The organism is Mesorhizobium sp. WSM4813 (genome assembly GCF_055811555.1).
In genome coordinates, this window is the sequence record NZ_JBVVQU010000063.1 from 1 (window position 1) to 24,677 (window position 24,677).

Here is a 24,677-nt window from a genome sequence, read left to right on the forward strand (position 1 = left end):
ACCCAAGGCTGCCTCCAAAAGCAGTCTTGAATCAGGCTACGGTCAAAAAGGGAATCCTAAGAGTCCACACCACCTAGACGTCGACCTCCAATGTTGGCACATTTAATGCGGGGATCGCCAGCCGATGGCGGTGATTGAGCGGGGACGCATCATGGCTTCATTGACACTGGAACGGCCGGACAGGTTTCGCATCGGCAGGGTTTTCAACGACAGCTTTGCTGTCATCAGCCGCAATATCGGTCTGTACCTTGGACTCGCGCTGCTGTTCTCAGGTCTGCCGGCGATAGTGCTCCGCCTCTGGACCGAATCGACCTTGAGCGGGACTGCACTGGGCGACCCGACCGCGGTGGCCGATCCTAGTATGATGTTTTGGAATTCTTCCGTCGGCATTGCCGCCGGATTAATATCCTTTATCCTGTCGCTGCTGCTCCAGTCGGCACTCGTGCGGGCGACGATCGAGGATTTGAACGGCAAACGGCCGTCCTTTGGCGACTGCATCCAGATAGCCATCCGCTATTTGCTCCCAACCCTGGGCATCGGCCTGCTCGTAGTGCTGGGGGCGGGCCTTGCTTCATTAGCTCTGCTGGTCCCCGGAATCATATTGTGGCTTGGTTGGTCGGTGGCTATTCCGGTTCTGATACAGGAGCGCCTGGGTGTGCTCGGCAGCATGTCGCGCAGCCGCGTCCTGACCAAGGGCAGCCGCTGGGCGCTATTTGGTCTTTTCCTTATCCTTATGATCATCACGATGGTCATTCAGTCGGTGATGGCGGCTATCATTCTCCTGCTAGACGGAATTGTCGCCGATGTGGCGGCAGCCATGCTGTCGACCGTGGTTTCTATGGTGCTGTCGGTAGCCACGGCTGTCAGCTATGTCGAACTGCGTCAGGTCAAGGAAGGCACCAGCGTCGACGAACTGGCGGAGATCTTCTCATAGCGGGTTTCTGCCGCCTTAATCGCATCAGGATCTGCCTGGACTGGACAGGTTACGTCATGGCGTCAATGGCACTGGAACAGCCTGACAGATTTCGCATCGGCAGGGTTTTCGGCGCCAGCTTTGCGGTCATCGGCCGTAACCCCTTGCTTTGCCTCGGGCTCGCATTGCTGTTTTCGGGGTTACCGTCGCTTGTTTTTGATCTTTGGATGCAGGCGCCGGAGACTGGTATCGCCGTGGGTGACCCCGAGGATGCCATCCTGGGCGGCCTCGGCATGGTGTCGCGTGATTCTATGATCACGTTCGGATTCCTGTTGATATCCTTTGTACTGGATCTGTTGCTTCAGTCTTCGCTGGTCCGGGCAACCATCGAGGATCTGAACGGCAAGCGGCCATCCTTCGGCGACTGCATCAAGATAGCGATCGGCTGTGTCCTGCCAACGCTCGGCATCGGGCTGCTGGTCGTCCTGGGCGCGGGACTGGGCTTGATCCTGCTCATTGGTTCCCGGAATTATACTGTGGCTCCGCTGGTCGGTCGCGGTGCCGGTTCTGGTGCAGGAGCGGCTCGGTGTGCTTGGCTCCATGGCGCGCAGCAGTAAACTTACCAAAGGCAGCCGCTGGGCGCTGTTCGGCCTGTTCCTCATCCTGTTGGTCGCGTCGGCGGCCATCCAGTTGGCACTTGAAAGGGTTGTCGAACCGTTTGGCGGCCTGGTGGGTGCCTTTGTGGGGACCTTGGTGTGGACGACATCGTCGATCGTGATGTCGATTGCCGCAGCGGTCAGCTATGTCGAGCTGCGCCAGATCAAGGAAGGCACCAGCGTCGACGAACTGGCGGAGATCTTCTCCTGACGCGAGAGGTCGCCTACCACATCATGAACGAAGCGACGTCCGCGTCTGGAACCTTGCCAGCCGTCACGCCGGTGGGCAGCATTTCCGGCGGCAGGGGTGACAGCGGCAGACAAATACCGTATACTCACATAAAGATGTCTTTATGTCACTTAAACGCGGCTGTCGCCTTAAGGATTGAATGTGTCGCAAAACCCATCATCGTTGGACGATCTGTTCGGTCCCATCGTGGCTAAGCCCGACGGTTCGAAAGTGCTTGCGGCGCTGACGGCGGCGGCGCGCGAACGCATCCTCATCCTCGACGGCGCCATGGGCACGCAGATCCAGAGCCTGGGTTTTGACGAGAACCATTTCCGTGGCGACAAATTCGCGGAGTGCGCCTGCCATCAGCAGGGCAACAACGATCTGCTGATCCTGTCGCAGCCCCAAGCGATCGAGGAGATCCACTATCGCTACGCCATCGCCGGGGCGGATATCCTTGAAACCAACACCTTCTCCTCGACCGCCATCGCCCAGGCGGATTACGGCATGGAGGATGCGGTCTATGCGCTGAACCGCGACGGTGCACGGCTGGTGCGCCGGGCAGCGGTGCGGGCTGAGCAGGAAGACGGCAAGCGTCGCTTCGTCGCCGGGGCGCTGGGGCCGACCAACCGCACCGCCTCGATGTCGCCGGATGTCAACAATCCCGGCTACCGCGCCGTGACCTTCGACGAATTGCGCCTTGCCTATGGCGAGCAGCTGCGCGGTCTGATCGACGGCGGCGCCGACATCATCCTGATCGAGACCATTTTCGACACGCTGAACGCCAAGGCGGCGATCTTCGCGGCAGAAGAGATCTTCCTCGAGAAGGACGTGCGTCTGCCGGTTATGATCTCAGGCACGATCACCGACCTGTCCGGCCGCACGCTGTCCGGCCAGACGCCGACCGCGTTTTGGCATTCGGTCCGCCACGCCAACCCGTTCACGATAGGCCTCAATTGCGCGCTGGGCGCCAAAGCCATGCGCGCGCATCTGGACGAAATATCAGGCGTCGCCGACACCTTTGTCTGTGCCTATCCGAATGCCGGCCTGCCCAATGAATTCGGCCAATATGACGAAAGCCCGGAGTTCATGGCGGCGCAGATCGAGGAGTTCGCGCGCGACGGATTGGTCAACATCGTCGGCGGCTGCTGCGGCTCAACGCCCGACCACATCCGCGCCATCGCAGCGGCGGTAAAGAAATATCCGCCGCGGGCGGTTCCTCACATCGAACCGAAGATGCGCCTGTCGGGGCTCGAGCCGTTCACGCTGACCGACGAGATTCCGTTCGTCAATGTCGGCGAGCGGACAAATGTGACGGGCTCGGCGAAATTCAGGAAGCTGATCACGGCGGGCGATTATGCCGCCGCGCTCGACGTCGCCCGCGACCAGGTCACCAATGGCGCGCAGATCATCGACATCAACATGGACGAAGGCCTGATCGATTCGAAGCAGGCAATGGTCTGTTATCTCAACCTGATCGCCGCCGAGCCGGACATCGCCCGCGTTCCCGTGATGATCGACAGTTCCAAATGGGAAATCATCGAAGCCGGGCTGAAATGCGTGCAAGGCAAGCCGCTGGTCAACTCCATTTCCATGAAGGAAGGCGAGGAGGCTTTTCTGCACCATGCGAAGCTCGTCCGCGCGTATGGCGCGGCGGTGGTCGTCATGGCCTTCGACGAGGACGGCCAAGCCGACACCAAGGCGCGTAAGGTCGAAATCTGCACCCGCGCCTACAAGCTTTTGACCGAGCAGGCCGGATTCCCGCCCGAGGACATCGTTTTTGATCCGAACATCTTTGCCATCGCCACCGGCATCGACGAGCACAACAATTACGGCGTCGACTTCATCGAAGCAGCGCGGCAGATCACCGCGACGCTGCCGCACGTCCATATCTCGGGCGGCGTTTCGAACCTCTCTTTCTCGTTCCGCGGCAACGAGCCGGTGCGCGAGGCCATGCATGCCGTGTTCCTCTACCATGCCATTCAGGCCGGCATGGACATGGGCATCGTCAACGCCGGGCAGCTTGCCGTCTACGACACCATCGATCCGGAACTGCGCGAAGCCTGCGAGGATGTCGTCAACAACCGCCAGCCGAAGGGCGGCGGCACGGCCACCGAACGCATGCTGGAACTCGCCGAACGCTTCAAGGGCACGGCGGGCAAGGAGGCGCAGGAACGCGATCTCGCCTGGCGCGACTGGCCTGTCGAGCAGCGCATTTCGCACGCACTGGTCAACGGCATCACCGAATTCATCGATCAGGATACGGACGAAGCGCGACTTGCCGCCGAGCGCCCGCTGCATGTCATCGAAGGGCCGCTGATGGCAGGAATGAATGTCGTCGGCGATCTGTTCGGCGCGGGAAAAATGTTCCTGCCGCAAGTGGTGAAGTCCGCCCGCGTCATGAAGCAGGCCGTTGCCGGCTTGCTTCCGCACATGGAGGCGGAGAAGCTGGCGAACGCCGCCAATGGCGTCGATACCGGCGAGCGCCAGACCGCCGGAAAGATCCTGATGGCGACGGTGAAGGGCGATGTCCACGACATCGGCAAGAACATCGTCGGCGTCGTTCTCGCCTGCAACAATTACGAGATCATCGACCTCGGCGTCATGGTGCCGGCGGCGAAGATCCTGCAGACGGCGCGCGAGCTAAAGGTCGACATCGTCGGTCTGTCCGGCCTGATCACGCCGTCGCTCGACGAGATGGTGCACATGGCCGCCGAGATGGAGCGCGAAGGTTTTGACATGCCGCTGTTGATCGGCGGCGCGACGACCAGCCGCGTGCATACGGCGGTAAAAATCCATCCGCGCTATGCCAAGGGCCAAACGGTCTACGTCACCGATGCCAGCCGTGCGGTCGGCGTGGTGTCGGCGCTGCTGTCGAACGAGACCAAGGGCGATTATGTCGACAATGTCCGTGCCGAATACAAAAAGGTTGCCGATGCGCACGCGCGCAGCGAAGCCGACAAGCAGCGCCTGCCGCTCGTCAAGGCGCGGGCCAACGCCCACAGGATCGACTGGTCGGCCTACGAGCCGCCGAAGCCGTCCTTCCTTGGCCTGAAAATCTTCGAAGGCTGGGATCTGGCCGAACTCGCGCGCTATATCGACTGGACGCCGTTCTTCCAGACCTGGGAGCTGAAGGGGCGTTACCCCAAAATCCTCGACGACGAGACGCAAGGGCCGGCGGCACGCCAGCTCTTCGACGACGCCAAGGCGATGTTGGCCAAGATCATCGCGGAAAAATGGTTCGCGCCAAAGGCCGTCATCGGCTTCTGGCCAGCGAATACCGTCGGCGACGACATCAGGCTGTTCACCGACGATGCCAGGTCACAGGAGCTGGCGACCTTCTTCACGCTGCGCCAGCAGCTGACCAAGCGCGACGGCAAGGCGAACGTCGCGCTGTCGGATTTCGTCGCGCCGTTGGACAGCGGCAAGGCCGACTATCTCGGCGGCTTCATCGTCACCGCCGGCATCGAGGAAGCGGCGATCGCCGAGCGCTTCGAACGCGCCAACGACGACTACTCGTCGATCATGGTCAAGGCGCTGGCCGACCGTTTCGCCGAGGCCTTCGCCGAGCGCCTGCACGAACGCGTGCGCAAGGATTTTTGGGCCTATGCACCGGACGAGGATCTGGCGCCGGACGAGCTGATCGGCGAACCCTATCGCGGCATTCGCCCGGCGCCCGGCTATCCGGCGCAGCCCGACCACACCGAGAAAGTGACGCTGTTCCGCCTGCTCGACGGCGAGCGCAACGCCGGCGTCAGCCTGACCGAAAGCTTTGCGATGTGGCCGGGTTCCTCCGTGTCCGGCATCTACCTGTCGCATCCCGAAAGCTATTATTTCGGCGTGGCCAAGGTCGAACGCGACCAGGTCGAGGACTATGCGCGGCGCAAGCGCATGCCGCTCGCCGAGGTCGAGCGCTGGCTCGGCCCGATCCTGAACTATGTGCCGGCACAGGGACTCGACGCAGCCGCGTGAAATCGGCCGCGAGGCTGAAAGGGCGAGAAGCCGGCACCTCCATGACAGCAGCCTTGCGCGCTCGTTCTGCACAGACACGTGATTGGCACCTCCGCCTTGGCCAGGGTGGTGGGCCTGGCCTGCAGCGGTGGTGCACCGGCCCGCCTCGGATTGACGCGTGACCCTTTAGCTGCAAAGTATATTAACGTTCTGTTTACCAAGTATTAGTCTCGGCAGGGGGGCAATTTGGAACCGTTTCTGGGTGCGAACCGCCTTAATTGGGATGATCGGGCCGAACTGCATTCGACCGATACAACGGGCAGCTACCACATAGAAAATGTGCTGGCAGGCGGATCCAATCTCTATGAGCTGGAAACGCGCGAAGTCGGTGACATTGTCGGCAAGGACATCGTCCATCTGCAATGCCATATCGGGCTTGACACAATCAGCTTGAAGAATCTGGGTGCGGGCAGCGTGACCGGCCTCGACTTTTCACCGACGGCGATCGCAGCGGCGCGGGATTTCGCCGCGAAGGCAGGCACTGATGTGCGCTTCGTGGAGGCGCCGCTGTTCGAGGCAGTCGAGGCGCTCGGCCGAACCTTTGACATCGCTTACGTTACCTGGGGTTCGGTTAACTGGCTGGACGACGTGTTCCGCTGGGCGCGGGTGGTTGCCGATCTCCTGCGGCCCGGCGGCCGGCTCTATCTGGCCGAGGGCCATCCGTTGATGTTCCAGTGTGACCGCAAGGCTGCGGCGCTGGAGTTCAAGCATGACTGGCGAACGCCAATAGCTCGACCACTCGCATGGAACGAGGAACTCACCTATACCGGTGACGACCGCATCTTGAAACATCCGCGCTACTATGAGTGGATTCATCCGGTCAGTGACGTGGTGAACGCGCTGATTTCAGCTGGGCTGACACTGGATTTTCTCAATGAGCATGACACGGTTTCGTGGCAGCACTTTTCATTTGCCGTGAGGGCAGGCAAGGATATGTACGGCTTGCCGGAGAACTCTCCCAAGATCCCAATGGCCTATTCCATTGGCGCGACGAAGCGTAGCGTCGGCAAGATACCATACCTTGTTACCCCCAAGGCGATTGAGGGGCACTAATGCATGTCGCGCAAAAGTGCGCAGCGGTTTTGCGATAACGACATGCATAAAAACAAAACTTAAAGCGCGTCGCGTGAATCCATTCAGCCGCGACGCGCTTTAATCCTACTATTGATCGTTTTGCATTGTCGTCTCGTCGATCTGATACCGGAAAGGTGAGCACGGTTATCCCTAGACGGTGGCGTTCCTGCTCGCCGCGGCGGTCGAGTCGATCGTCCGAGGGCAACCCATGCACCTTCAGCGACTGCAACAGTTCTTTCTAAGGTGTCAGCCGGAGCCGCAGGTCCGTGTCAACCACTCCGGCGACCTCAGGCGGTAGGAAAGTGCAAAAATTTTAGAACCCGTGAAGGTCAAAATTAAATATTGATAGCTAATATTCCTTGGTCGGGTTGCCCGAGAACCTGAATAGCAGCTGAGGAATCGCCTATTGGCTCTTTTCCGCGCTAGGTTCGGCGGTATCAAGAAGGCTGTTTTCTCGTCGGCAAATATCCCGGCGGCAATGGCGGTGATAGTTATTGCCGTTGGCGCAGCGTTCGCGGACCACCAGAACAAAGTCGTCTCGGATCAGGCCGCCCGTGCGGATGTCCTGGCCAAGGTCAGTCTTATCCGCGCCAAGCTTGAAGGTAACATCAACGGAAACCTTCAACTGGTGCAGGGACTGGTCGCGACGGTCGTGACCGAGCCCTATATGGGACAGCAACGCTTCGCCTCGCTCGCGAGCAACCTGTTTGGCAGGGGCTCGCAATTGAAAAATATTGCCGGCGCGCCCGATCTGGTCATTTCCCTGATGTACCCGATGGAGGGCAACGAGAAGGCGATAGGCCTTGATTACCGCAAGGACGAGCGGCAGCGTGTGGCCGCGCTAAGGGCGCGAGACGAGCGCGTGCTAGTTCTTGCCGGTCCCGTCGACTTGAGGCAGGGAGGGCAAGGCTTCGTCGGTCGTATCCCGGTTTTTGTACGCAGTGCGGGCAACACCGAAAGGTTCTGGGGCATCATTTCGGCCGTTGTCGACGTTCAGCGCCTTTATAAGGCGAGTGGTCTGCTTGACGATGATCTCGGGATTGACATAGCGCTGATCGGTAAGGACGCTCTCGGTCCAAGTGGAGATCAATTCTTCGGCAATGAGCGCGTCGCCAAAAGCAATCCGGTGACAGCCGACGTTCTGCTCCCGTCCGGTTCGTGGCGGATCGCAGCCATTCCCAAAAACGGCTGGCCTTCGACGCCCGACAACGCGTGGTTCTTGCGCGCAATCATGGCGGTGGCCGGGGCGTTGGTGGTGATCCCATTCCTGGTTACGGGTCGGCTGATTGGCGAGAGACAGCGCAACTATGCGGAACTGAGTCGATTGTCGAGACGCCTGGAACTCGCTCTGGAAGCGTCGGCTATCGGCGTTTGGGAACACGATCTCGCGACCAACGAACTTACGTGGGACGACCGCGTCAATGAAATATATGGCAAACCAACTGGGGAGCACCGCGGCTACCTCGACTGGGCGGGAGCAATCCACTCGGATGATTTGGCTGGCGCCCACGCCGATTTCGACAGCGCGATGGCCGGCGGCGGGCCATATTTGTCGGAGTACCGGATCGTTCGGCCGGATGGCGAGATTCGCCATGTCCGATCCAAGGCGATAATTTACCGGGTCGCAAACGACACCCCAAAAATGATTGGCGCCGAATGGGATGTGACAGCCGATGTCCTGCTGAACAAGGACCTGGTTCGCGCAAAACAGCTTTCCGAGTCGAAAAATGCAGAACTCGAGTCGGCCAAGGCGCGCATAGAGCACATTGCGCTCCACGATTCGTTGACCGGCCTGCCCAACCGGCGTTACCTCGACCAAGTGCTGGAAGACTACGCAGCAAACGCCAGGCGCGTCGGCGGGTATGCGGCACTGCTTCACATAGATCTGGATCGGTTCAAGCACATCAACGATACGCTTGGTCACGCCGCAGGCGACGCAATGCTTGTTCACGCCTCGACTGTCCTCCGATCCAAGGTCGATGGTGAGGGATTCGTCGCTCGGATCGGAGGAGACGAATTCATCGTCCTGTGCGTGGTGCACGACGATATCAAGCAACTGGCGCTGCTCGCTGACCGGGTCATCAGCCAGATGCGCGAACCCGTCTACTATCAGGGCCATCGATGCCGTTTTGGCGTGAGCGTGGGAATTGCAGTCGATAACGGAAAAGATGTCGAAGCCAAACACCTGCTGGTCAACGCTGACATCGCGCTTTACCGAGCAAAGAGGCGTGGGCGCAATCGATACGAATTTTTCATCGAGGCGATGCAAAGCGAAATCGTCGACACAAAACGGATTGCCGACGAAATTCTCGGCGGCCTTGAGCGCAACGAGTTCATCCCCTTCTACCAGCCGCAATTTGACGCAAAAACGCTCGAAATTGTTGGGGTTGAGGCGCTGGCGCGATGGAGGCATCCGGAGAAGGGTATTTTGGCGCCCGATGTCTTCCTGAGGATTGCGGAAGAACTGAATGTCGTCTCGATCATCGATCGAATGATATTAGAGCAATCGCTTTTGGATTTGGAAGGGTGGTCTGCTGCCAATATTCATATTCCGCGGGTATCGGTCAACGTTTCGGCACGCCGCCTTCAAGATGAGGAACTCATAAAGAGTCTTAGGAAATTAAATATCAAGAAGGGAACAGTTGCATTCGAGCTGGTTGAGTCAATTTTCCTTGACGAGAATGATGATTTTGTTACCTGGAATCTTGAGCAGATAAAAGAGCTCGGCATTGACGTAGAGATAGACGATTTTGGTACGGGCTACGCCTCTATAGTCAGCTTGCTCAAGCTGCAGCCTCGCCGGCTGAAGATAGATCGCCAGCTGGTCATCCCAATTGTCAAATCGCCGCAACGAAGGCAGGTCGTCTCGTCGATCATTGAAATCGGCAAATCCCTGGGTATTGAGGTCGTAGCGGAGGGTGTCGAGACGATGGAGCACGCACAGACACTCAAGAGCTTGGGCTGCGACATACTGCAGGGTTATGCCTTCGGGCATGCGTTGGATTCCGACGGACTAAAGGCCTTCGTTCGATCTCGGCGTCTGCGCACGGCCAGTTAACTGTTGACGTCCGCCTCGGGGCCTCCGGCAGGGAAGCGGCCGTTCTGTAAGTACACGACGAGCTTGTACGGCAGCGGTGTATGACTGGCTTGGTGCGTGAATCTGGCCGGTTCAGTCTCGGCGACGGATTCGCATCTCGATGATGTTGCTCTCGACCAGCGACTGCACTCCCGCGCTTCCGATGCCTGACGAGCAATCGGCGAATGCCCAGATGCCTACGTGGAAGGTGTATTCGCCCGGGTCGATTCGTCCTCCCATGCCACTGGGGAATACGCTCGTGAAGTTAGTCCGAACGCTCTCATTCTCTGAGAGGCCGCTCACGCGTCTGCGCCACAACGGAAAGGTGCCCGCCATCAAGACCTGGCCACGCTTCATAAAAGTCGTCTCCAGGCCACCCTCCGAGGTGGCGCTCGCGCCAATGCCGCGTGCGCCAATGGCGAAGGAATGGCGCGATGAGCGCGGCGCAAACAACTCGACGGCGATCGGACGATCGGTCCGCACGATGCAGCCGACCCCGATATGTGCGTGGACAAAAAGGTCAGCGCCGCCCGCGACGCCGCCGCCCGCCCGCGCATCCACGCCGAGGCGTCCCCTTTGGTCGCCGCTCTGGCTGAACGGAGGGGCCCCTCCGACGTGCTGCCATCTCCAGGCGAAGTCGTAGGGAGGACGCCGCAGCTCGACGCTGCTGTCAGTCGGCGACCCGGGGATCACGCAATCGTGCGCTCCGCCAGGCAGGCCCCGTGGGCGCAGGCTGTCCTCAACCTTGATTGGCCGCGTGCTGACCCCTTCGATCGCCTCTGCAGCTCCGGGGGCCGCTCGGATCAGCTCCGCAAGCCGCGCGGTGATCGCGTCACGTAGCTTGTCCTCCTCGGCCGATCGCGCGCGCGCCGCGTCGGCCTCCGCACGCGTGCGCTCCACCGCCGACGCGATCGACTGCTCGACCATCTCGCGATGATCCGGCGCCAGGCTCGCACTGAAGTAGATTTCGATGCCGTCAGGCATGGCGACATCCCCCGTTCGAACGCTTGAGCTTAAGACCACGATTTTGGTACCGGCGATGCGATCGTCAAGCATAAAATTAGCGATCTCTAATGATTGTCTGTAAGCAGTGGGGGCACCCCCTCGATTGCGCTCTGCAGGTCGGGCCAACCGGATTGCGCCCGCGCTCTCCGCCAGAGGCGCAGGCATTTTTTCATCCGTTCTGCCGATGCGCCTGCCTGTGGCGAAGATAGCATCGAGAGTCCGTTTGCTGTTCCCTGCGGCGGCTTTCAAGAAATTGCTGCTGCGCGCAGCGCTGCACCTGGAGATGAGTCAGCGATAGGCGCCGAGATTGAAGAGATCCATTCTCTTCTAAGTCATGCCAGCCGGCGAGCCCGTGCCGATTGTGATCGATTTGCGCTTGCACGAGTGTGGGGAACGCAACCGTTGCGATTGGCAAGGTAGCGATGGTATATTAGAAGGTTCTCTGATTTGAGGTAATGCTAATATTTCGGCGAGGAGACGGGACCTCTGGCATGATCGATTCAGACGTGTTCGACTTTGTCGAACGCTGCAGGAAGCACACCGCTAGCGGGCCGCTGCTGAGCGACCTGCTCGAAACCGTGAGGAATCGGCTTCGAGCACCTCATCCTTAGCGGTGTGCCGCTCAGTGGTCAGAAACTTGCACCGATGGTTGAACTGAATGGCTGGCCGGCCGGCTGGTTCGAACGCTATGTCGAAGCCGAGCATGCCGCGGTTGATGGTGTCTGCATCTACTCGGCAAAGACCCTGAAGCCGTTCCTTTGGTCCGAAGTTCCGGCAAAGTGGTCGGACACTGAAGGATCACGCCGCGTCGCCGGCGAGGCGACGGAGTTCGGCATCTGCAGCGGCTTCGCTGTGCCGATGCTCAGCATTCACCATTGGCAATCCGTGCTGTCGTTTGCCTCGTCCGCGAAGTGCTGCACCCTCTCGCCGCGCCATCAAGTGCAGCTGGTGACGATGGCAGTCTACGCCGGCATGTCGATCCAGGCCTTGACGAATGACGATGATGACGATGAAGGCGTGCTGACCGACCGCGAGAAGGAGGTGCTGCTCTGGGCCGCGGCCGGCAAAACCTCCTCAGAAACCTCCCAAATCCTCGGCCTGACGGAGCGAACGGTCAAATGGCACTCCACCCGAGCCAGGGAAGCTTTTGGCGTCGCCACGACCACGCAGGCGGTCGTCGAAGCGGTGCGCCGGCGCCTGATCCACCCCTAAACGCGTCAACTGTCCCATCGGACAGGTGACGTACATTAGCGAGGCTGCAAATATCCCCGTGAGAACGATCGGGGGATCGCGCCATGATAACGGCCCACGTAGTCAATGCGCATAACAAGCATCTCTACGAAAACGAATTCGACGAGTTTCTGCGCCGGCGGCACGATTTCTTCGTGCACCAGAAACATTGGCGCCCTCCGAGCCCGGACGGTCGCGAGCTGGACCAATTCGATACCGACCCGGCGACTTACCTGCTTGGTATCGAAGACGGTCGCGTCGTGACCTCGGCTCGATTGATCCCAACGAGCGAGCCGCACATGGTCTCGGAGGTCTTTTCTCACATGTGCGAAAGATCGGGCGTCCCGAGACGTCCCGATTGGGCCGAATGGACGCGCACCTTTGTCGTTCCCGACAAACGCTCAACCGGGCTGCGAGGCACGCTGACGCAGCTGTGCTGCGCGGTGATGGAATACGCGCTCGGCGAGGGCCTCAGCGCGGTGGGCGGCGTCCAGGAAACTTACTTCATGCCCCACCATGGCGCGCTGAAATGGCGGGCGGAGCCGATGGGCATGGCCAGGGAAGAAAACGGCGAGTGGTACATCGTCGCCTATATCGAGGTGAATGAGGCGGCGCTGGCGAGTGTTCGGAAGATACTGGGGATTGAGCATTCGTTGCTGGTTCGACGGGGAACGCAGTTGCCCTTTTTGAAACTTCTTTCGGGGAGAACAGATAGCTAGTCAGGCAAATGTAGTCGTGGGAAGGCTTCGTTACCATGTCGATAAGAGACGTTCTACGTTTAACTGCTATTCTCGCTCTAGGTTTTGGAGCTTATACCTATTATGCTTCTTCCGGTAAATTAGCCAAGACGGAAGTTCTCGCTCAAGCATTCAGTGCGCGCTGCGCTACTCCCGTCGGTATCTGCTTCGTGCCTCCCCAGCCGATCGGCAGCCCCTGTTTCTGCGGCCAGTTTCAAGGAACAATCATCCCTTAACCACAACCACACGCGAGAATGGAGGACGTGATGTTCGATCTGGCTTTGAACTTGCCTTCGCAGTCTCTTGCCGTGCGAGGCCTCTATGTGGTCGTGTTGGTGATGGCGTTTTCAGTTCTGCTCAGCGTTGACCACAGCTTCGGCCAGACCGAGGAACAGAACCGGCCACCGGTGAGGACGACGGTCCCAAAAACAATCAACGACCCAGCATGTACAAGCGGACAGCGCAGGGTAGTGGAAGTCTACGAAGGCGGCGTGTTGGTGCAAACCGTGGATCGCGGGTGCAAACCGTGACCGACGGCCAAAACCTGTTTTCGAGGGACCGGATCGTGAACGGCGCGTGGGCCGTCCTTTCCTTTCTATCCCCCTTCAAAGTGTTCTTGGTAGTGCTCGCCGCAGCGCTTCTGGTGCTGGTGACCGAGTTCCAACCGTCTCGGCTCTACGGCTGGATGATCGGGCCGACTGGCCGGATCTACGTCAGCAGCCCGGGTGTCTACACGCGCGAGCGGCTCGTCAACGACCGCAACGACCAGGATTTCTGGCTGCGCCAGCAACTCAAGACTCTCGACCAAAACAAAGACAACGTTCGGTACGCGGTGGTGAATCAGCGCGACCGCGGCATTCGATATGGCAGAGCCGATGAACCTGAGGCCGAGCCAGAGGCCGCGCCGACTACGGCGCCGGTTTACGATCCCGCCGTGCAACCGATGCCGGGAACCTATCCGCCGGCGCCGGGCGCTCCCGCCGCCGAGGCGGCCGCGAACTCGGATGAAACGCCGCGCCCCGTACTTTCCTTCGTAGACGCCTATGTGATCCGCGCTGCCGCCCGCGATATGATCCGCCAAAGCGTGCTCGAAAACCTGCTCGACGACCGCCACGACCTCACCGGCAATTCCGTTTACGGCCTGAAGTTCGATACGACGGTCTATCCGGGGAAATTCACGGCCGGCCGCGCTTTCGTCCGACTGTCGATCACAGGCCAGTCTGATCTCATCCTCGAAGAGAAGGACCCGGAGAACAAGTTCCCCGAGCTGCCCTATCACCTGCGGAAATATTTTGAGAGCACCTTTGCGGATATCAAGAACAATCCCAATAATCCAAACTTTAATTCCTTCAATCTCTACACGCAGTGGCTGGCCAATGTCCGCTGGCGCCTGAACTCGCATTTCCTGCAGATCATGGAAACCAAGTGCGTTTGCAAGCAGCCGCAATGTGCCGGGTCGGCTTCAAGCTGGCGGTCGGAGATCGCCTCGACGGTCAACACTGTTCTAGCCCTCGACAACGCTAAGCTGGGCGGCGGAGGGTCGGGGATCAGTTTGGAGCAGGTCGCACTGCCCGATCCATGGAATAAGTTCCTGGCCATCAGGGTCAGAATCCCAAGCGAAGGTGGATGCGCCAATCGCCCCGAGTTCATCGTCGGTCCGGTCGACGATACAGTCTATATCATTGCGAGCAAGAAAGATGTGATTGGCAGATATGTAAAAGTCGACGAAATCGACGCGCAGGAATCGGCTTATTCATATAAGCAGCCAATCGGAGTTGATAATTCCACACATTATCGCAATTTTCGATCGATCTTAAACTATGCCAAAAGTATCGGAAAGGTTGATGACTACTGTCCGAAATCCGGCCAAGTGGAGAAAGCGCCGGAGGCGTGCCCCACTTATGTCACCATTCCAGCCGGTTACTTCAACTTCATCGAAAAGGTCATCCAGCCTGATATGTATGCCTATTCGCTGTTCCCGCGGATGGAGGCGACCTCGGCGCTGAGCGGTCGTTCGAACACGGTGAACATCGACTATCCGGCAGGCCAGGATGGCGCATCACGGTTTGGTTTCGATGCGAAGGACAGGCAAGACCGAGCGTCACTGGAACCGATGGCAGTCGGCTTCACCGATTCGCAGTCAACGAAGTCGATTGATCTCGGCTGGGTCATCGACATCAGTGCGGGCGGTGCGCCGTTCCAGAAGTCGCAATTTGCACTGATCTCTGTGCCTGCGTGGACAAGCCGGCTCACTGTCACCGTACGGGCCGGTTGGCTGGGCTCGTCCTCGGCGGAAAACAGCAGCGAGCCCTACAGCTACTCGGTCCCGATTCCGCCCGACTATGAAGCGTTCGACGCGTTCATCGGCGGCGAGGAGGCGGTCCGCCGCCCGCAGATAAACGACGAGTTGATGGACAAAGAAATCAATCTCGTCGCCTGCCGAAAGGCCTCGATCCTGATCCCTGGGCTGCGGCTGTGGCGCAGCGCTATGGTGACCGTCGGGTCGGAACGAGCCGACCGGATCACCGTGCTTCCCAATATGAGGGGCATCATCGCCGAGTTCACCAAGCTTGGCCGCCCAGTGAATCCGGGGTCAGCAACGTTGAGGGTATGGACCAGCGAAGGCGTGGATATGCAGCCGGACAAGGTCACGATCAGCCTGCCCGACGACCTGACCGAATGCGGTGATAAGCCCGCGCCAGCGGAGACCAAACCGGTCACACCGGTACCGGAGATAACGGAGATGGCGCCTGAGGCGCCGCAAGAGGCGCCGGTGCCCGGCGCGGAGTTGTAAGCAACGCGACACGGATCTGGGGATTGAGGGACCATGCCAATAAATCGCAACTTTTTGTTCGACTATGCCCGGCTCAACCTGTTCGACGGCCGGATGACGCAGTCGCAGGTGAACGGCATCATCGCGATCCTGAACACCTGGGAACCGGCCTTGTCGACCCTCGACGACCGTTGGCTGGCCTATATGCTCGCAACCGCGCATCACGAGACCGGGCGGACCATGCAGCCGGTCCGCGAAACCTTCGCTGCCACCGATCAGCGGGCGATCGCCATCCTCGAGCGGGCATGGGCCTCCAAACGTCTGACCTGGGTCACGAATCCGTACTGGCGGCCGGACTCGGAGGGTAAGAGCTGGCTCGGACGCGGTCTCGTGCAGCTCACGCACAAGACTAATTACGAACGAATAGGGCGGCTGCTTAAGGTAGACTTGGTCGCCAATCCGGAGTTGGCCATGCAGCCCTTAGTCGCGGCGAACATCATGGTCAAGGGCATGATCGATGGCATCTTCACGAGATATCGGCTGTCGCAGTTCTTCGATGGCCAGAAGGCCGACTGGCGTAACGCGCGACGCATCATCAACGGCACCGAGCGGGCCGACCTCGTGGCCAGTTACGCGAAGAAGTACTATGCTGCGCTAAGTTATACGGTGTAATGGCGCGAGAGCACCGAGAAGATAAGCCATGATGAGGATCCTTCTTTGCAAGAGATGAATCCTTCATTCCAACTGATTCCCGACCTCTCAGCCATCACTGTCATGTAGTGTGGGCACAGTCCTTCCTGTGCACATAAACTATGATCTATCTTTAGGAAATCAACTGGCTGGGGAACCTGGATTCGAACCAGGACTAACGGAGTCAGAGTCCGTGGGTCTACCGTTAACCTATTCCCCAGCAGGGCGCGGTTGAAGAAACCGCGCGGGCAGGGCGGCGATGTCGCCGCGCGTGCCTTGTAGCCGCCGCCGGAAAATAGTCAAGCCTGCCCAGCCCTTCAATTAGCGCAATCGCTTCAGGTTTTGACCTGCCCTCACTCTTGTGGGCGTTTGCGCTGCCCCTCACCCCGGCCCTCTCCCCGTGAAGGACGGGGAGAGGGGGTCGCCGGCGTTGCCGCTAGGTCCCTTCTCCCCGTTCTTCACGGGGAGAAGATGCCGGCAGGCAGATGAGGGGCGGCGCCGACATCGACGATTGATTGTCTCAGACATGACGTCGTCGTTAGTCTGATGCGATTACCCCGGCATCTCATTTCCCACTCCGCCCGAGCTGCGAGTGCTCAAAATACAGCACGACGCCGAGCGCTATCACCAACGGGATGATCAGGTAGAACAGCCGGAACACCAGCAGTGCTGCCAGCACGCCGACCGGGTCCATATGCGATAGCCCGGCGAGGAAGACGACCTCGAACACGCCGAGCCCGCCCGGCGCATGCGAGATCTGGGCGATCGAGAACGACACCAGGAAGACGCCGAGCACGACGAAATAGCCGGGATTGCCTGATACGGGCAGGGCGAAGAAGATGATCGCCGCCGCCGCCAGAAGCTCGATCGGGCCGATCAGCAATTGCCGCGCGACGATCGGCAGGGCTGGATAATGGACCTGGAAGCTGCCGATCTTCAGCGGCCTGAGATGCAGCCAGCTGCCGAAGATATAGGCCGCCACCAGGAGCAGCATGGCGACGCCCGCGGCCATTGTCAGGCCATGGTGCGGTGCGCCGGAAAACCGGTCGATGATTTCAGGCTCGAAGACCAGCACGAGGCCGGAGACGAGGATCGTCGACAGCACGAAGGTGATCCAGCAGATCGCCACCAGCACGCCGACATCCTTTCCGGTCAGGCCCCTGGTTCCGTAAGCGCGGTAGCGGATCACCGCGCCTGAAAATACCGAGCCGCCGATATTGTGCGACAGCGCATAGGTGGTGAATGAGCAGAAGGTGACGAACAGCCAAGAGACTCGCCTGCCGATATGCAGGAGCGCGATGTGGTCGTAGCCGGCCAGCGATGCATAGGCGATGACCGAGCTCAGCGCGGCGAGCACCCAGCCGCGGGCAGGGATGGCAACGATGCCGTCCCAGACATCGTCGAGCGAGATGCCGCGCAGCTCATGCAGCAGCAGCCACAGCGAGAAGACGACCGCCGCAACGCCGACGACCGGCCAGAAATAGCGCCTCCAATTCATGGCGTGACGATCATGCGCTGCAGCCCCGTTGCCCTTTTCGGGTTCGCGTCAGGAAAACTGGCCGCGATTCCGAATGTTCCATTCCCGCCATTTCAGAAATGCCTTATCGAAGCCGGCTATTCAACCGGCAACGCGCGGCTCGTCCTCTGCTGGCGCTTCACGCCGCCGGCAAAATTCGGCCCATGCGCTCTTGGTGATCCGGCCCGGCGCTGCTAGTCTGGCGGCAACTTGGAACACATGAAAGCGCCTGCTGCGTCCGGTCTCCGGTTCGCGCGGCGCCGGAAGGAACTGAATTGGAAGACCACGACACCGGCGCTGGCGCGCCGGAAGTGGGCGTGTCCAGGGCTTCGCCGCCGCCTTCGGGCCAGGCAAGCCCACCCGCCGGCCGGCAGAACGGCCGCCCGGTGCAGCCTTGGTCCGGTCACGGACAGGCAGGCGACGCGTCCCAGCATCAGAATGGCCAGAATCAGAAGGCCAAGACCAGGAAGCGGCGAAAACGTCGGCGCGGCCGCAAGGTCTTTGTGCGCGATGACGCTCATCTCGCAGCGGCCGGACTGTCGGCGCCCGCGGGCAGCGCTCCAACCAGCCGCCCGCCCGAGGCGATCGTCGCGCCTTTGGCCTTAGCTGCGCCGAGCAGGCCGGAGCAGGATGTTCGCCGCCCGCCGGTGCAGGAACTGCCGGTGTTTGCCGCACTCGATCTCGGCACCAACAATTGCCGGCTGCTGGTGGCGGTGCCGACGCGCCACGGCCAGTTCCGCGTCATCGACGCTTTCTCGCGCATCGTCAGGCTGGGCGAGGGCCTCACCGCCAACGGCCGGCTCGGGCAGCCGGCGATGGACCGTGCTGTCGAGGCGCTGAAGATCTGCGGCGACAAATTGCGCAGCCGCAAGATCAGGAAGGCCCGGCTGATCGCCACCGAAGCCTGCCGCACGGCCGCGAACGGCGCCGAGTTCCTCGAACGCGTCGAGCGTGAGGCGGGCTTGAAGCTCGAAATCATCGACCGCCAGACCGAGGCGCGGCTGGCGGTTTCGGGCTGCGGCTCGCTGGTCGACCGCGACACGCAAGGCGTCGTCCTGTTCGACATCGGCGGCGGCTCCTCGGAAATCGCGCTGATCGACCTCACCGGCCACCGCTCGCCGAGGCTCGCCAACCACATCGTCTCCTGGACATCGCTGCCGGTCGGCGTGGTCTCGCTGGCCGAGCGCTTCGGCGGCCGCTCGGTCACCCGCGAGATCTTTGCCGCCATGGTCGAGGATGTGGCCGTGCGCCTGCACGCGTTCGATGGGCGCGACCGGCTGAGTCACGTGCTCGCCAGCCCGAAATTCCACCTGCTCGGCACCTCGGGCACGGTGACGACGCTGGCCGGTGTCCACCTCGACCTGGAACGCTACGACCGCCGCCGGGTCGACGGGCTGTGGATGGATCGCGACAGCGTCGACCGCATGGTCGAGAAGCTGGTCGGCTGGGATTTTCAGCAGCGCGTCGCCAACCCGTGCATCGGCGCCGATCGCGCCGATCTGGTGCTGGCCGGCTGCGCTATCCTGGAAGCAATTCGCGCGGTGTGGCCGTCGGAGCGGCTGCGCGTCGCCGACCGCGGCCTGCGCGAGGGCATATTGAGCGAACTGATGGCCGACGACGGCGTCTGGCGCAACAATGGGCGGGGCAGAGCATGATCCCGAAAAGTGGCAGCCGGTTTTCGGAAAAGATCATGCTCAGACCAGAATGCATGATCCCGAACCGAAGGTCCGCGTCAGCGAAAAGTAGCAACTGGTTTTCTCGGACCTAAGCGGAAGCATTGCTTTGGTGAACAGTCGACCCCCACTCCGTCGAGCTTCGCTCGACACCTCTCCCCCGATCGCCGGGGGAGAGGAAGGGCGCGAGCTTATGCAGGCTGGCGCCCTTCCTCTCCCTCCGGAGGGGGGAGAGGTGGCGCTGCGAAGCAGCGACGGAGTGGGTGAAGCCGTTCACGAAACGCGCAGCCGCCGAAAAACGGCCGCAACTCGGCGAGCGAGAAAACTCAAACAAGAAATCAGGCAATGACCAAGAAACCAGAAAAGCCAGGCTCTGCCGGAATTCGCGTGCTGAAGACGCGGATCAAGAAGAAAAGCGGCCTGAAGGAATCGTCGCGCCGCTGGCTGCAGCGCCACATCAACGATCCCTATGTCCAGCGCTCCAAGGCCGACGGCTACCGCTCGCGCGCGGCTTACAAGCTGATCGAGATCGACGACAAGCACCATTTGCTCAAGCCCGGCATGAAGGTCATCGACCTTGGTGCGGCACCCGGCGGCTGGTGCCAGGTCGCCGCCGCGCGCACGAAATCGACGGCTGAACATCCGCATGTCGTCGGCATCGATTATCTCGAAATGGATGCGGTGCCCGGGGCGCCGGTGCTGTTGATGGATTTTCTCGATCCGCAGGCGCCGGAAAAGCTCGCCGAAACGCTGGGTGGCCAACCGGACATCGTGCTCTCCGACATGGCCGCACCTACCACCGGGCATAAAAGGACCGATCACATCCGCACCATGTATCTGTGCGAGGTGGCGGCCGATTTCGCCCTGTCGGTGCTCAAGCCGGGCGGCCATTTCCTCGCCAAGACTTTTCAGGGCGGCGCCGAAAACGAGCTGCTCTCGAGGCTCAAGCAGAATTTCCGCTCGGTCCATCACGTCAAGCCGCCGGCCTCGCGCGACGAGTCGGTGGAGCTTTATCTACTGGCGAAGGATTTTAAAGGCGGAAGCGGCGCAGTGTAAAACCGCTCGGTAGCGTTCCTTCGCGCCCCCCTCTGTCCTGCCGGACATCTCCCCCACGAGGGGGGAGATTGGCAGCTTCGTCGGCCGTACCTTCTTCTTCTTCATTTCGGCGATTGGCGAAAGCCGGGATGACGGCCGATCTCCCCCAAGTGGGGGAGATGTCCGGCAGGACAGAGGGGGGCGCTGTCCCGCCGGCCCCAAAAGGTTCTGCACCGCTCCGCCCTCAACTCCCAGGCCGACCCGCCTCCAGCATCTTGGGCGCCGTCAGTCCGCCATAGCCCGACACGGCGTTGCCGGCGTCCGGCGCCAGCCGCATGAATGACAGCGATGCGGCCGCCGACACCGCCGCGACGATAAAGAACGCGATGTGGAAGTCGCTCAGCGTCAGCGGCCCGCCATGGATTGTCGTCGATACTTCCAGGATGCCGCCGGCCAGCGCCACGCCGAGCGCGATCGACAGTTGCTGGAACACCGCGGCGATCGGCGTTGCCCTGCTGGTGTCGGCGGTCGAAATCTCGGCATAGGCAAGCGCGTTGATGCCGGTGAAGAACATCGAGCGGATGAAACCGCCGACGAGCAGGGCGGCCAGGATCAGCAGATAGGGCGTGTCGGGCGTGAACAAGCCGTTGATGGCGATCGATGCCGCCGCGATCAGCGAGCCGAAGATCAGCACGCGGCGGAACCCGGCGACCCTGAAGATCAGCGCCGTGACGAATTTCATGCCGATGGCGCCGACCGCCGCCACGAAGGTGATCATTCCCGATTGGAACGGCGTCAGCCCGAAGCCGATCTGGAACATCAGCGGCAAAAGGAAAGGCACGGCGCCGATGCCGATGCGGAACAGCCCGCCGCCGAGAACCGAGGCGCGAAACACCTGGTTGCGGAACAGCTCGAGCGCCAGCAGCGGATTCCTGGCGCGGCGCGCATGCAGGAGGTAAAGCACGGCTGACACCAGCCCGACTGTCACGGTGAGCAAGCCGGCAATCGGCGGCAAAGCGGGCAGGCTGACCACCGACAGGCCGAACACGATGCCCGATGCCGCCAGCCCGCTCAGCACGAAGCCGATGAAGTCGAGCGGCGGCGTCTGCGCCGGCTCGGTTTGCGGCAGGAAGCGGGTGGCGAGCCAGATGCCGATCAGCCCGATCGGCACATTGACCAGGAAGATCCAGTGCCAGGTGAAATAGGTGGTGATGAAACCGCCGACCGGCGGACCGACAAGCGGCCCGACCAGCGCCGGAATGCTCAGCCAGGACATGGCGGCGACAAGCTCGCTTTTCGGCGTGGCGCGCACCAGCACAAGGCGTCCCACCGGCGTCATCATGGCGCCGCCAATGCCTTGCAGGAAGCGCGACATCACGAAAGCCGGCAGCGAATTGGACACCGCGCAAGCGACCGAACCGACGATGAACACGGCGATCGCGGCGCGAAACACGTTCTTGGCGCCGAAGCGGTCGGCCATCCAGCCGCTGATCGGAATGAACACCGCCAGCGACACCAGATAGGCGGTCAGCGCCAGCTTGAGCGCGACCGGGCTGGTCTGGAGGTCGGTGGCGATCGTCGGCAGCGACGTCGCGATAACGGTCGAATCCATGTTTTCCATGAAAAGAGCGACCGCCACGAGAAGCGGAATGGTGCGGTTCATGGAACGCGTCCGGATTTGAATGTTCACCGCCGACGTGCGGTCTCTCTGGGACAAAGGGGGCAAGCCGACACGAAGGGCGGTTACCACGGGCTGGGTCGGATGTCGCCTTACTTTGCCGTCACATTTGCGCGACCCTGGCAGCCGTGCCAGTGCGGAGCCCTGCGAAAAATGGGGCCGAAACAAAACCCGCCTCGGCGGCGGGTCGTTGGCGCAAATTAGCACCGTGAATAAATTCCTAGCATAATTGCCGTCACAAAGCAATGGATCACGAGGGCGAAAGCGCCGGAACCGGAACTGGATTGACCGGGTTAAACCCCTTTGAAGGAGATACGCCATGAAGATGCTGGGCACCATCCTTGCCGCATGGGTGGCAATTGTCGGAGGCATCAACGTGGCTGCTGCCGATCCATGGAAGGACGAGAGCGACCATGGCAAATGGCAGGACCGCTACCGATACGAAGATGATTATGAGCGAAAGCGGGAACGCTACAGCTACAAAGAGGAATATCGGCGCGGCAACTGCAAGATCGAGCGCAAGTGGGAAGGCGACGAATACAAAGAACAGATCAAGTGCAAGCGGGGCAAGCGGCGCGTTTACGATTATTATTAGGCCAGCTATCGCCTGCCGGCGCCAAAATTTTAAACTGCCCCACTGTCCGAGCGCGCCTCTCTTCCCGCCGCGCTTGCAGAGCAGCGGCGGATGCCGCTCACCAATCCGTCACGGCGAAAAGGCATCAAGCTGACTTCGCAGCCCTCCTGTGCACAACCAATCGGCTTTTCATCGGCGACGGGACGTGTTACGAGCCAGCGCCAATCCTGAAAGGGAAGAAGACGAGTCGGCGCTGTCCATCCGGTCCAGCGCTTTTCATGCATTCCGAGGGCTGGCCATGGCAAAAATTATCGAAACGTCCACGGGCGCATTGGCGCTGACCTTTGACGACGTGCTGCTGCAGCCGGGTCATTCCGAGGTCATGCCGGGCGAGACCGATATCCGCACCCGCATCGCCGGCGATATCGACCTCAACGTGCCGATCCTCTCCGCCGCCATGGATACCGTGACCGAGGCGCGTCTCGCCATCGCCATGGCCCAGGCCGGCGGCATCGGCGTCATCCACCGCAATTTCTCGCCGGCCGAACAGGCCGAGCAGGTGCGGCAAGTCAAGAAATTCGAATCCGGCATGGTGGTGAACCCCGTCACCATCGGCCCCGATGCGACGCTCGCCGACGCGCTGGGTCTGATGCGCACCTACAGCATCTCGGGCATTCCCGTGGTCGAGAATGGCGGCGCTGGCGGGCATACGGTCGGACGGCTGGTCGGCATCCTGACCAACCGCGACGTGCGCTTCGCCTCCGACCCGGCGCAGAAGGTCTACGAGCTGATGACCCGTGAGAACCTGATCACGGTCAAGGAGAACGTCGACCAGGACGAGGCCAAGCGGCTCCTGCACCAGCACCGCATCGAGAAGCTGGTCGTGGTCGATAGCGACGGCAATTGCGTCGGGCTTATCACCGTCAAGGACATCGAGAAATCGCAGCTCAACCCGCACGCCACCAAGGACGTGCAGGGACGCTTGCGCGCGGCGGCCGCCACCAGCGTCGGCGATGACGGGTTCGAGCGCGCCGAGCGCCTCATCGACGCCGGCGTCGACCTTCTGGTGATCGACACCGCACATGGCCACTCGCAACGTGTGCTCGATGCGGTGACGCGGGCCAAGAAACTGTCCAATTCGGTCCGCATCCTGGCCGGCAACGTCGCCACATCAGAAGGCACGCTGGCGCTGATCGATGCCGGCGCCGATGCCGTCAAGGTCGGTATCGGGCCCGGTTCCATCTGCACCACCCGCATCGTCGCCGGCGTCGGCATGCCGCAGCTTTCGGCGATCATGTCGGCGGTCGAGACGGCGCAGAAATCGGGCGTCTCGGTCATTGCCGATGGCGGCATCAAATATTCCGGCGATCTCGCCAAGGCACTCGCCGCCGGCGCCAGTGCCGCCATGATCGGCTCGCTGCTGGCCGGTACCGACGAGAGCCCGGGCGAAGTCTATCTGCACCAGGGCCGCTCGTTCAAAGCCTATCGCGGCATGGGCTCGGTCGGCGCCATGGCGCGCGGCTCCGCCGACCGCTATTTCCAGGCCGAGGTGCGCGACACGCTGAAGCTGGTGCCGGAAGGCATCGAAGGGCAGGTGCCCTACAAAGGACCTGTGTCCGGCGTGCTGCACCAACTTGCCGGCGGCCTGAAAGCAGCTATGGGGTACGTCGGCGGTCGCGATCTTGCCGATTTCCGCAATCGCGCCACCTTTGTACGCATATCCAACGCCGGACTTCGTGAAAGCCACGCCCATGATGTCACGATCACCCGCGAAAGCCCGAATTATCCCGGCGGAGCCTAACCAGCT

At 61.1% G+C, this 24,677-nt stretch carries 17 protein-coding genes, 1 tRNA gene and 1 pseudogene; 15 read left to right on the plus strand and 4 right to left on the minus strand.

Annotation, left to right across the window (positions count from 1 at the left end; translation table 11 throughout):
- The first annotated feature begins 124 nt into the window (after positions 1-124).
- From AC0L25_RS27310 to AC0L25_RS27335, 6 genes are all read left to right on the plus strand, one after another.
- Positions 125-934 (plus strand): hypothetical protein, encoded by an 810-nt coding sequence (locus AC0L25_RS27310; RefSeq protein ID WP_473598352.1) that lies wholly within the window; start codon positions 125-127, stop codon positions 932-934.
- Between the two features lie 56 nt (positions 935-990).
- Positions 991-1,530 carry a hypothetical protein gene (locus AC0L25_RS27315; protein ID WP_473598353.1) on the plus strand — a complete coding sequence of 180 codons (540 nt, stop codon included), beginning with the start codon at positions 991-993 and terminating at the stop codon, positions 1,528-1,530.
- A complete protein-coding gene (locus AC0L25_RS27320; RefSeq protein WP_473598354.1) occupies positions 1,502-1,780 on the plus strand; it encodes a hypothetical protein in 279 nt (92 codons plus the stop codon). The genes AC0L25_RS27315 and AC0L25_RS27320 overlap by 29 nt, the downstream gene beginning before the upstream one ends.
- Before the next feature lie 180 nt (positions 1,781-1,960).
- Entirely contained in the window at positions 1,961-5,770 is a 3,810-nt protein-coding gene (gene metH, locus AC0L25_RS27325) for a methionine synthase (protein WP_473598355.1), read from the plus strand.
- Positions 5,771-5,995: 225 nt separating this feature from the next.
- On the plus strand, positions 5,996-6,862 hold the full coding sequence (locus tag AC0L25_RS27330; RefSeq protein WP_292180222.1) for a class I SAM-dependent methyltransferase: 867 nt from the start codon (positions 5,996-5,998) through the stop codon (positions 6,860-6,862).
- A gap of 499 nt (positions 6,863-7,361) precedes the next feature.
- On the plus strand, positions 7,362-9,941 hold the full coding sequence (locus AC0L25_RS27335) for a bifunctional diguanylate cyclase/phosphodiesterase (protein ID WP_473598372.1): 2,580 nt from the start codon (positions 7,362-7,364) through the stop codon (positions 9,939-9,941).
- 111 nt (positions 9,942-10,052) lie between these two features.
- Here the strand turns inward: AC0L25_RS27335 and AC0L25_RS27340 are convergent, their stop codons facing one another.
- Positions 10,053-10,943: a hypothetical protein gene (locus AC0L25_RS27340; RefSeq protein WP_473598356.1), complete on the minus strand. Its 891-nt coding sequence runs from the start codon at positions 10,941-10,943 to the stop codon at positions 10,053-10,055.
- Between the two features lie 512 nt (positions 10,944-11,455).
- Here AC0L25_RS27340 and AC0L25_RS27345 point away from each other — a divergent pair.
- The 5 genes and pseudogenes from AC0L25_RS27345 (at position 11,456) to AC0L25_RS27365 (ending at position 16,376) form a co-directional block, all read left to right on the plus strand.
- Positions 11,456-12,176: pseudogene (locus tag AC0L25_RS27345) on the plus strand (LuxR family transcriptional regulator).
- Positions 12,177-12,259: 83 nt separating this feature from the next.
- Positions 12,260-12,913, plus strand: a complete 654-nt coding sequence (locus tag AC0L25_RS27350; RefSeq protein WP_473598357.1) for an acyl-homoserine-lactone synthase — start codon at positions 12,260-12,262, stop codon at positions 12,911-12,913.
- Positions 12,914-13,197: 284 nt separating this feature from the next.
- Entirely contained in the window at positions 13,198-13,461 is a 264-nt protein-coding gene (locus AC0L25_RS27355; protein ID WP_473598358.1) for a hypothetical protein, read from the plus strand.
- Entirely contained in the window at positions 13,458-15,725 is a 2,268-nt protein-coding gene (locus AC0L25_RS27360) for a hypothetical protein (protein ID WP_473598359.1), read from the plus strand. The genes AC0L25_RS27355 and AC0L25_RS27360 overlap by 4 nt, the downstream gene beginning before the upstream one ends.
- Positions 15,726-15,758: 33 nt before the next feature.
- A complete protein-coding gene (locus tag AC0L25_RS27365) occupies positions 15,759-16,376 on the plus strand; it encodes a glycoside hydrolase family 19 protein (RefSeq protein ID WP_473598360.1) in 618 nt (205 codons plus the stop codon).
- Between the two features lie 164 nt (positions 16,377-16,540).
- Here the strand turns inward: AC0L25_RS27365 and AC0L25_RS27370 are convergent.
- Both AC0L25_RS27370 and AC0L25_RS27375 read right to left on the minus strand, forming a co-directional pair.
- Positions 16,541-16,614: transfer RNA gene (locus tag AC0L25_RS27370), tRNA-Gln, on the minus strand.
- Between the two features lie 345 nt (positions 16,615-16,959).
- Entirely contained in the window at positions 16,960-17,892 is a 933-nt protein-coding gene (locus AC0L25_RS27375; protein ID WP_473598361.1) for a lysylphosphatidylglycerol synthase domain-containing protein, read from the minus strand.
- 293 nt (positions 17,893-18,185) lie between these two features.
- Between AC0L25_RS27375 and AC0L25_RS27380 the strand changes: the two genes are divergently transcribed.
- Positions 18,186-19,565 carry a Ppx/GppA phosphatase family protein gene (locus AC0L25_RS27380; protein ID WP_473598362.1) on the plus strand — a complete coding sequence of 460 codons (1,380 nt, stop codon included), beginning with the start codon at positions 18,186-18,188 and terminating at the stop codon, positions 19,563-19,565.
- Positions 19,566-19,928: 363 nt separating this feature from the next.
- Positions 19,929-20,639, plus strand: coding sequence for an RlmE family RNA methyltransferase (locus AC0L25_RS27385; protein ID WP_473598363.1), 711 nt, complete (start codon positions 19,929-19,931; stop codon positions 20,637-20,639).
- Positions 20,640-20,862: 223 nt separating this feature from the next.
- Here the strand turns inward: AC0L25_RS27385 and AC0L25_RS27390 are convergent, their stop codons facing one another.
- On the minus strand, positions 20,863-22,281 hold the full coding sequence (locus AC0L25_RS27390; protein WP_473598364.1) for a DHA2 family efflux MFS transporter permease subunit: 1,419 nt from the start codon (positions 22,279-22,281) through the stop codon (positions 20,863-20,865).
- A 334-nt stretch (positions 22,282-22,615) separates the two neighbouring features.
- Here AC0L25_RS27390 and AC0L25_RS27395 point away from each other — a divergent pair, with 334 nt between their 5' ends.
- Together AC0L25_RS27395 and guaB are read left to right on the plus strand one after the other, a co-directional pair.
- Positions 22,616-22,891, plus strand: coding sequence for a hypothetical protein (locus AC0L25_RS27395; RefSeq protein WP_473598365.1), 276 nt, complete (start codon positions 22,616-22,618; stop codon positions 22,889-22,891).
- Between the two features lie 277 nt (positions 22,892-23,168).
- Positions 23,169-24,671, plus strand: coding sequence for an IMP dehydrogenase (gene guaB / locus AC0L25_RS27400; protein WP_473598366.1), 1,503 nt, complete (start codon positions 23,169-23,171; stop codon positions 24,669-24,671).
- Positions 24,672-24,677 lie beyond the last annotated feature (6 nt).

Excerpts from the sequence above, each read along its gene's own strand:
- AC0L25_RS27365 (WP_473598360.1), top strand. The coding sequence starts at position 15,759 with ATGCCAATAAATCGCAACTTTTTGTTCGACTATGCCCGGCTCAACCTG.
- AC0L25_RS27315 (WP_473598353.1), top strand. The coding sequence starts at position 991 with ATGGCGTCAATGGCACTGGAACAGCCTGACAGATTTCGCATCGGCAGG.
- AC0L25_RS27350 (WP_473598357.1), top strand. The coding sequence starts at position 12,260 with ATGATAACGGCCCACGTAGTCAATGCGCATAACAAGCATCTCTACGAA.
- AC0L25_RS27340 (WP_473598356.1), bottom strand. The coding sequence starts at position 10,943 with ATGCCTGACGGCATCGAAATCTACTTCAGTGCGAGCCTGGCGCCGGAT.
- AC0L25_RS27375 (WP_473598361.1), bottom strand. The coding sequence starts at position 17,892 with ATGAATTGGAGGCGCTATTTCTGGCCGGTCGTCGGCGTTGCGGCGGTC.
- AC0L25_RS27395 (WP_473598365.1), top strand. The coding sequence starts at position 22,616 with ATGAAGATGCTGGGCACCATCCTTGCCGCATGGGTGGCAATTGTCGGA.
- guaB (WP_473598366.1), top strand. The coding sequence starts at position 23,169 with ATGGCAAAAATTATCGAAACGTCCACGGGCGCATTGGCGCTGACCTTT.
- AC0L25_RS27335 (WP_473598372.1), top strand. The coding sequence starts at position 7,362 with ATGGCGGTGATAGTTATTGCCGTTGGCGCAGCGTTCGCGGACCACCAG.
- AC0L25_RS27310 (WP_473598352.1), top strand. The coding sequence starts at position 125 with ATGGCGGTGATTGAGCGGGGACGCATCATGGCTTCATTGACACTGGAA.
- AC0L25_RS27355 (WP_473598358.1), top strand. The coding sequence starts at position 13,198 with ATGTTCGATCTGGCTTTGAACTTGCCTTCGCAGTCTCTTGCCGTGCGA.
- AC0L25_RS27390 (WP_473598364.1), bottom strand. The coding sequence starts at position 22,281 with ATGAACCGCACCATTCCGCTTCTCGTGGCGGTCGCTCTTTTCATGGAA.
- AC0L25_RS27385 (WP_473598363.1), top strand. The coding sequence starts at position 19,929 with ATGACCAAGAAACCAGAAAAGCCAGGCTCTGCCGGAATTCGCGTGCTG.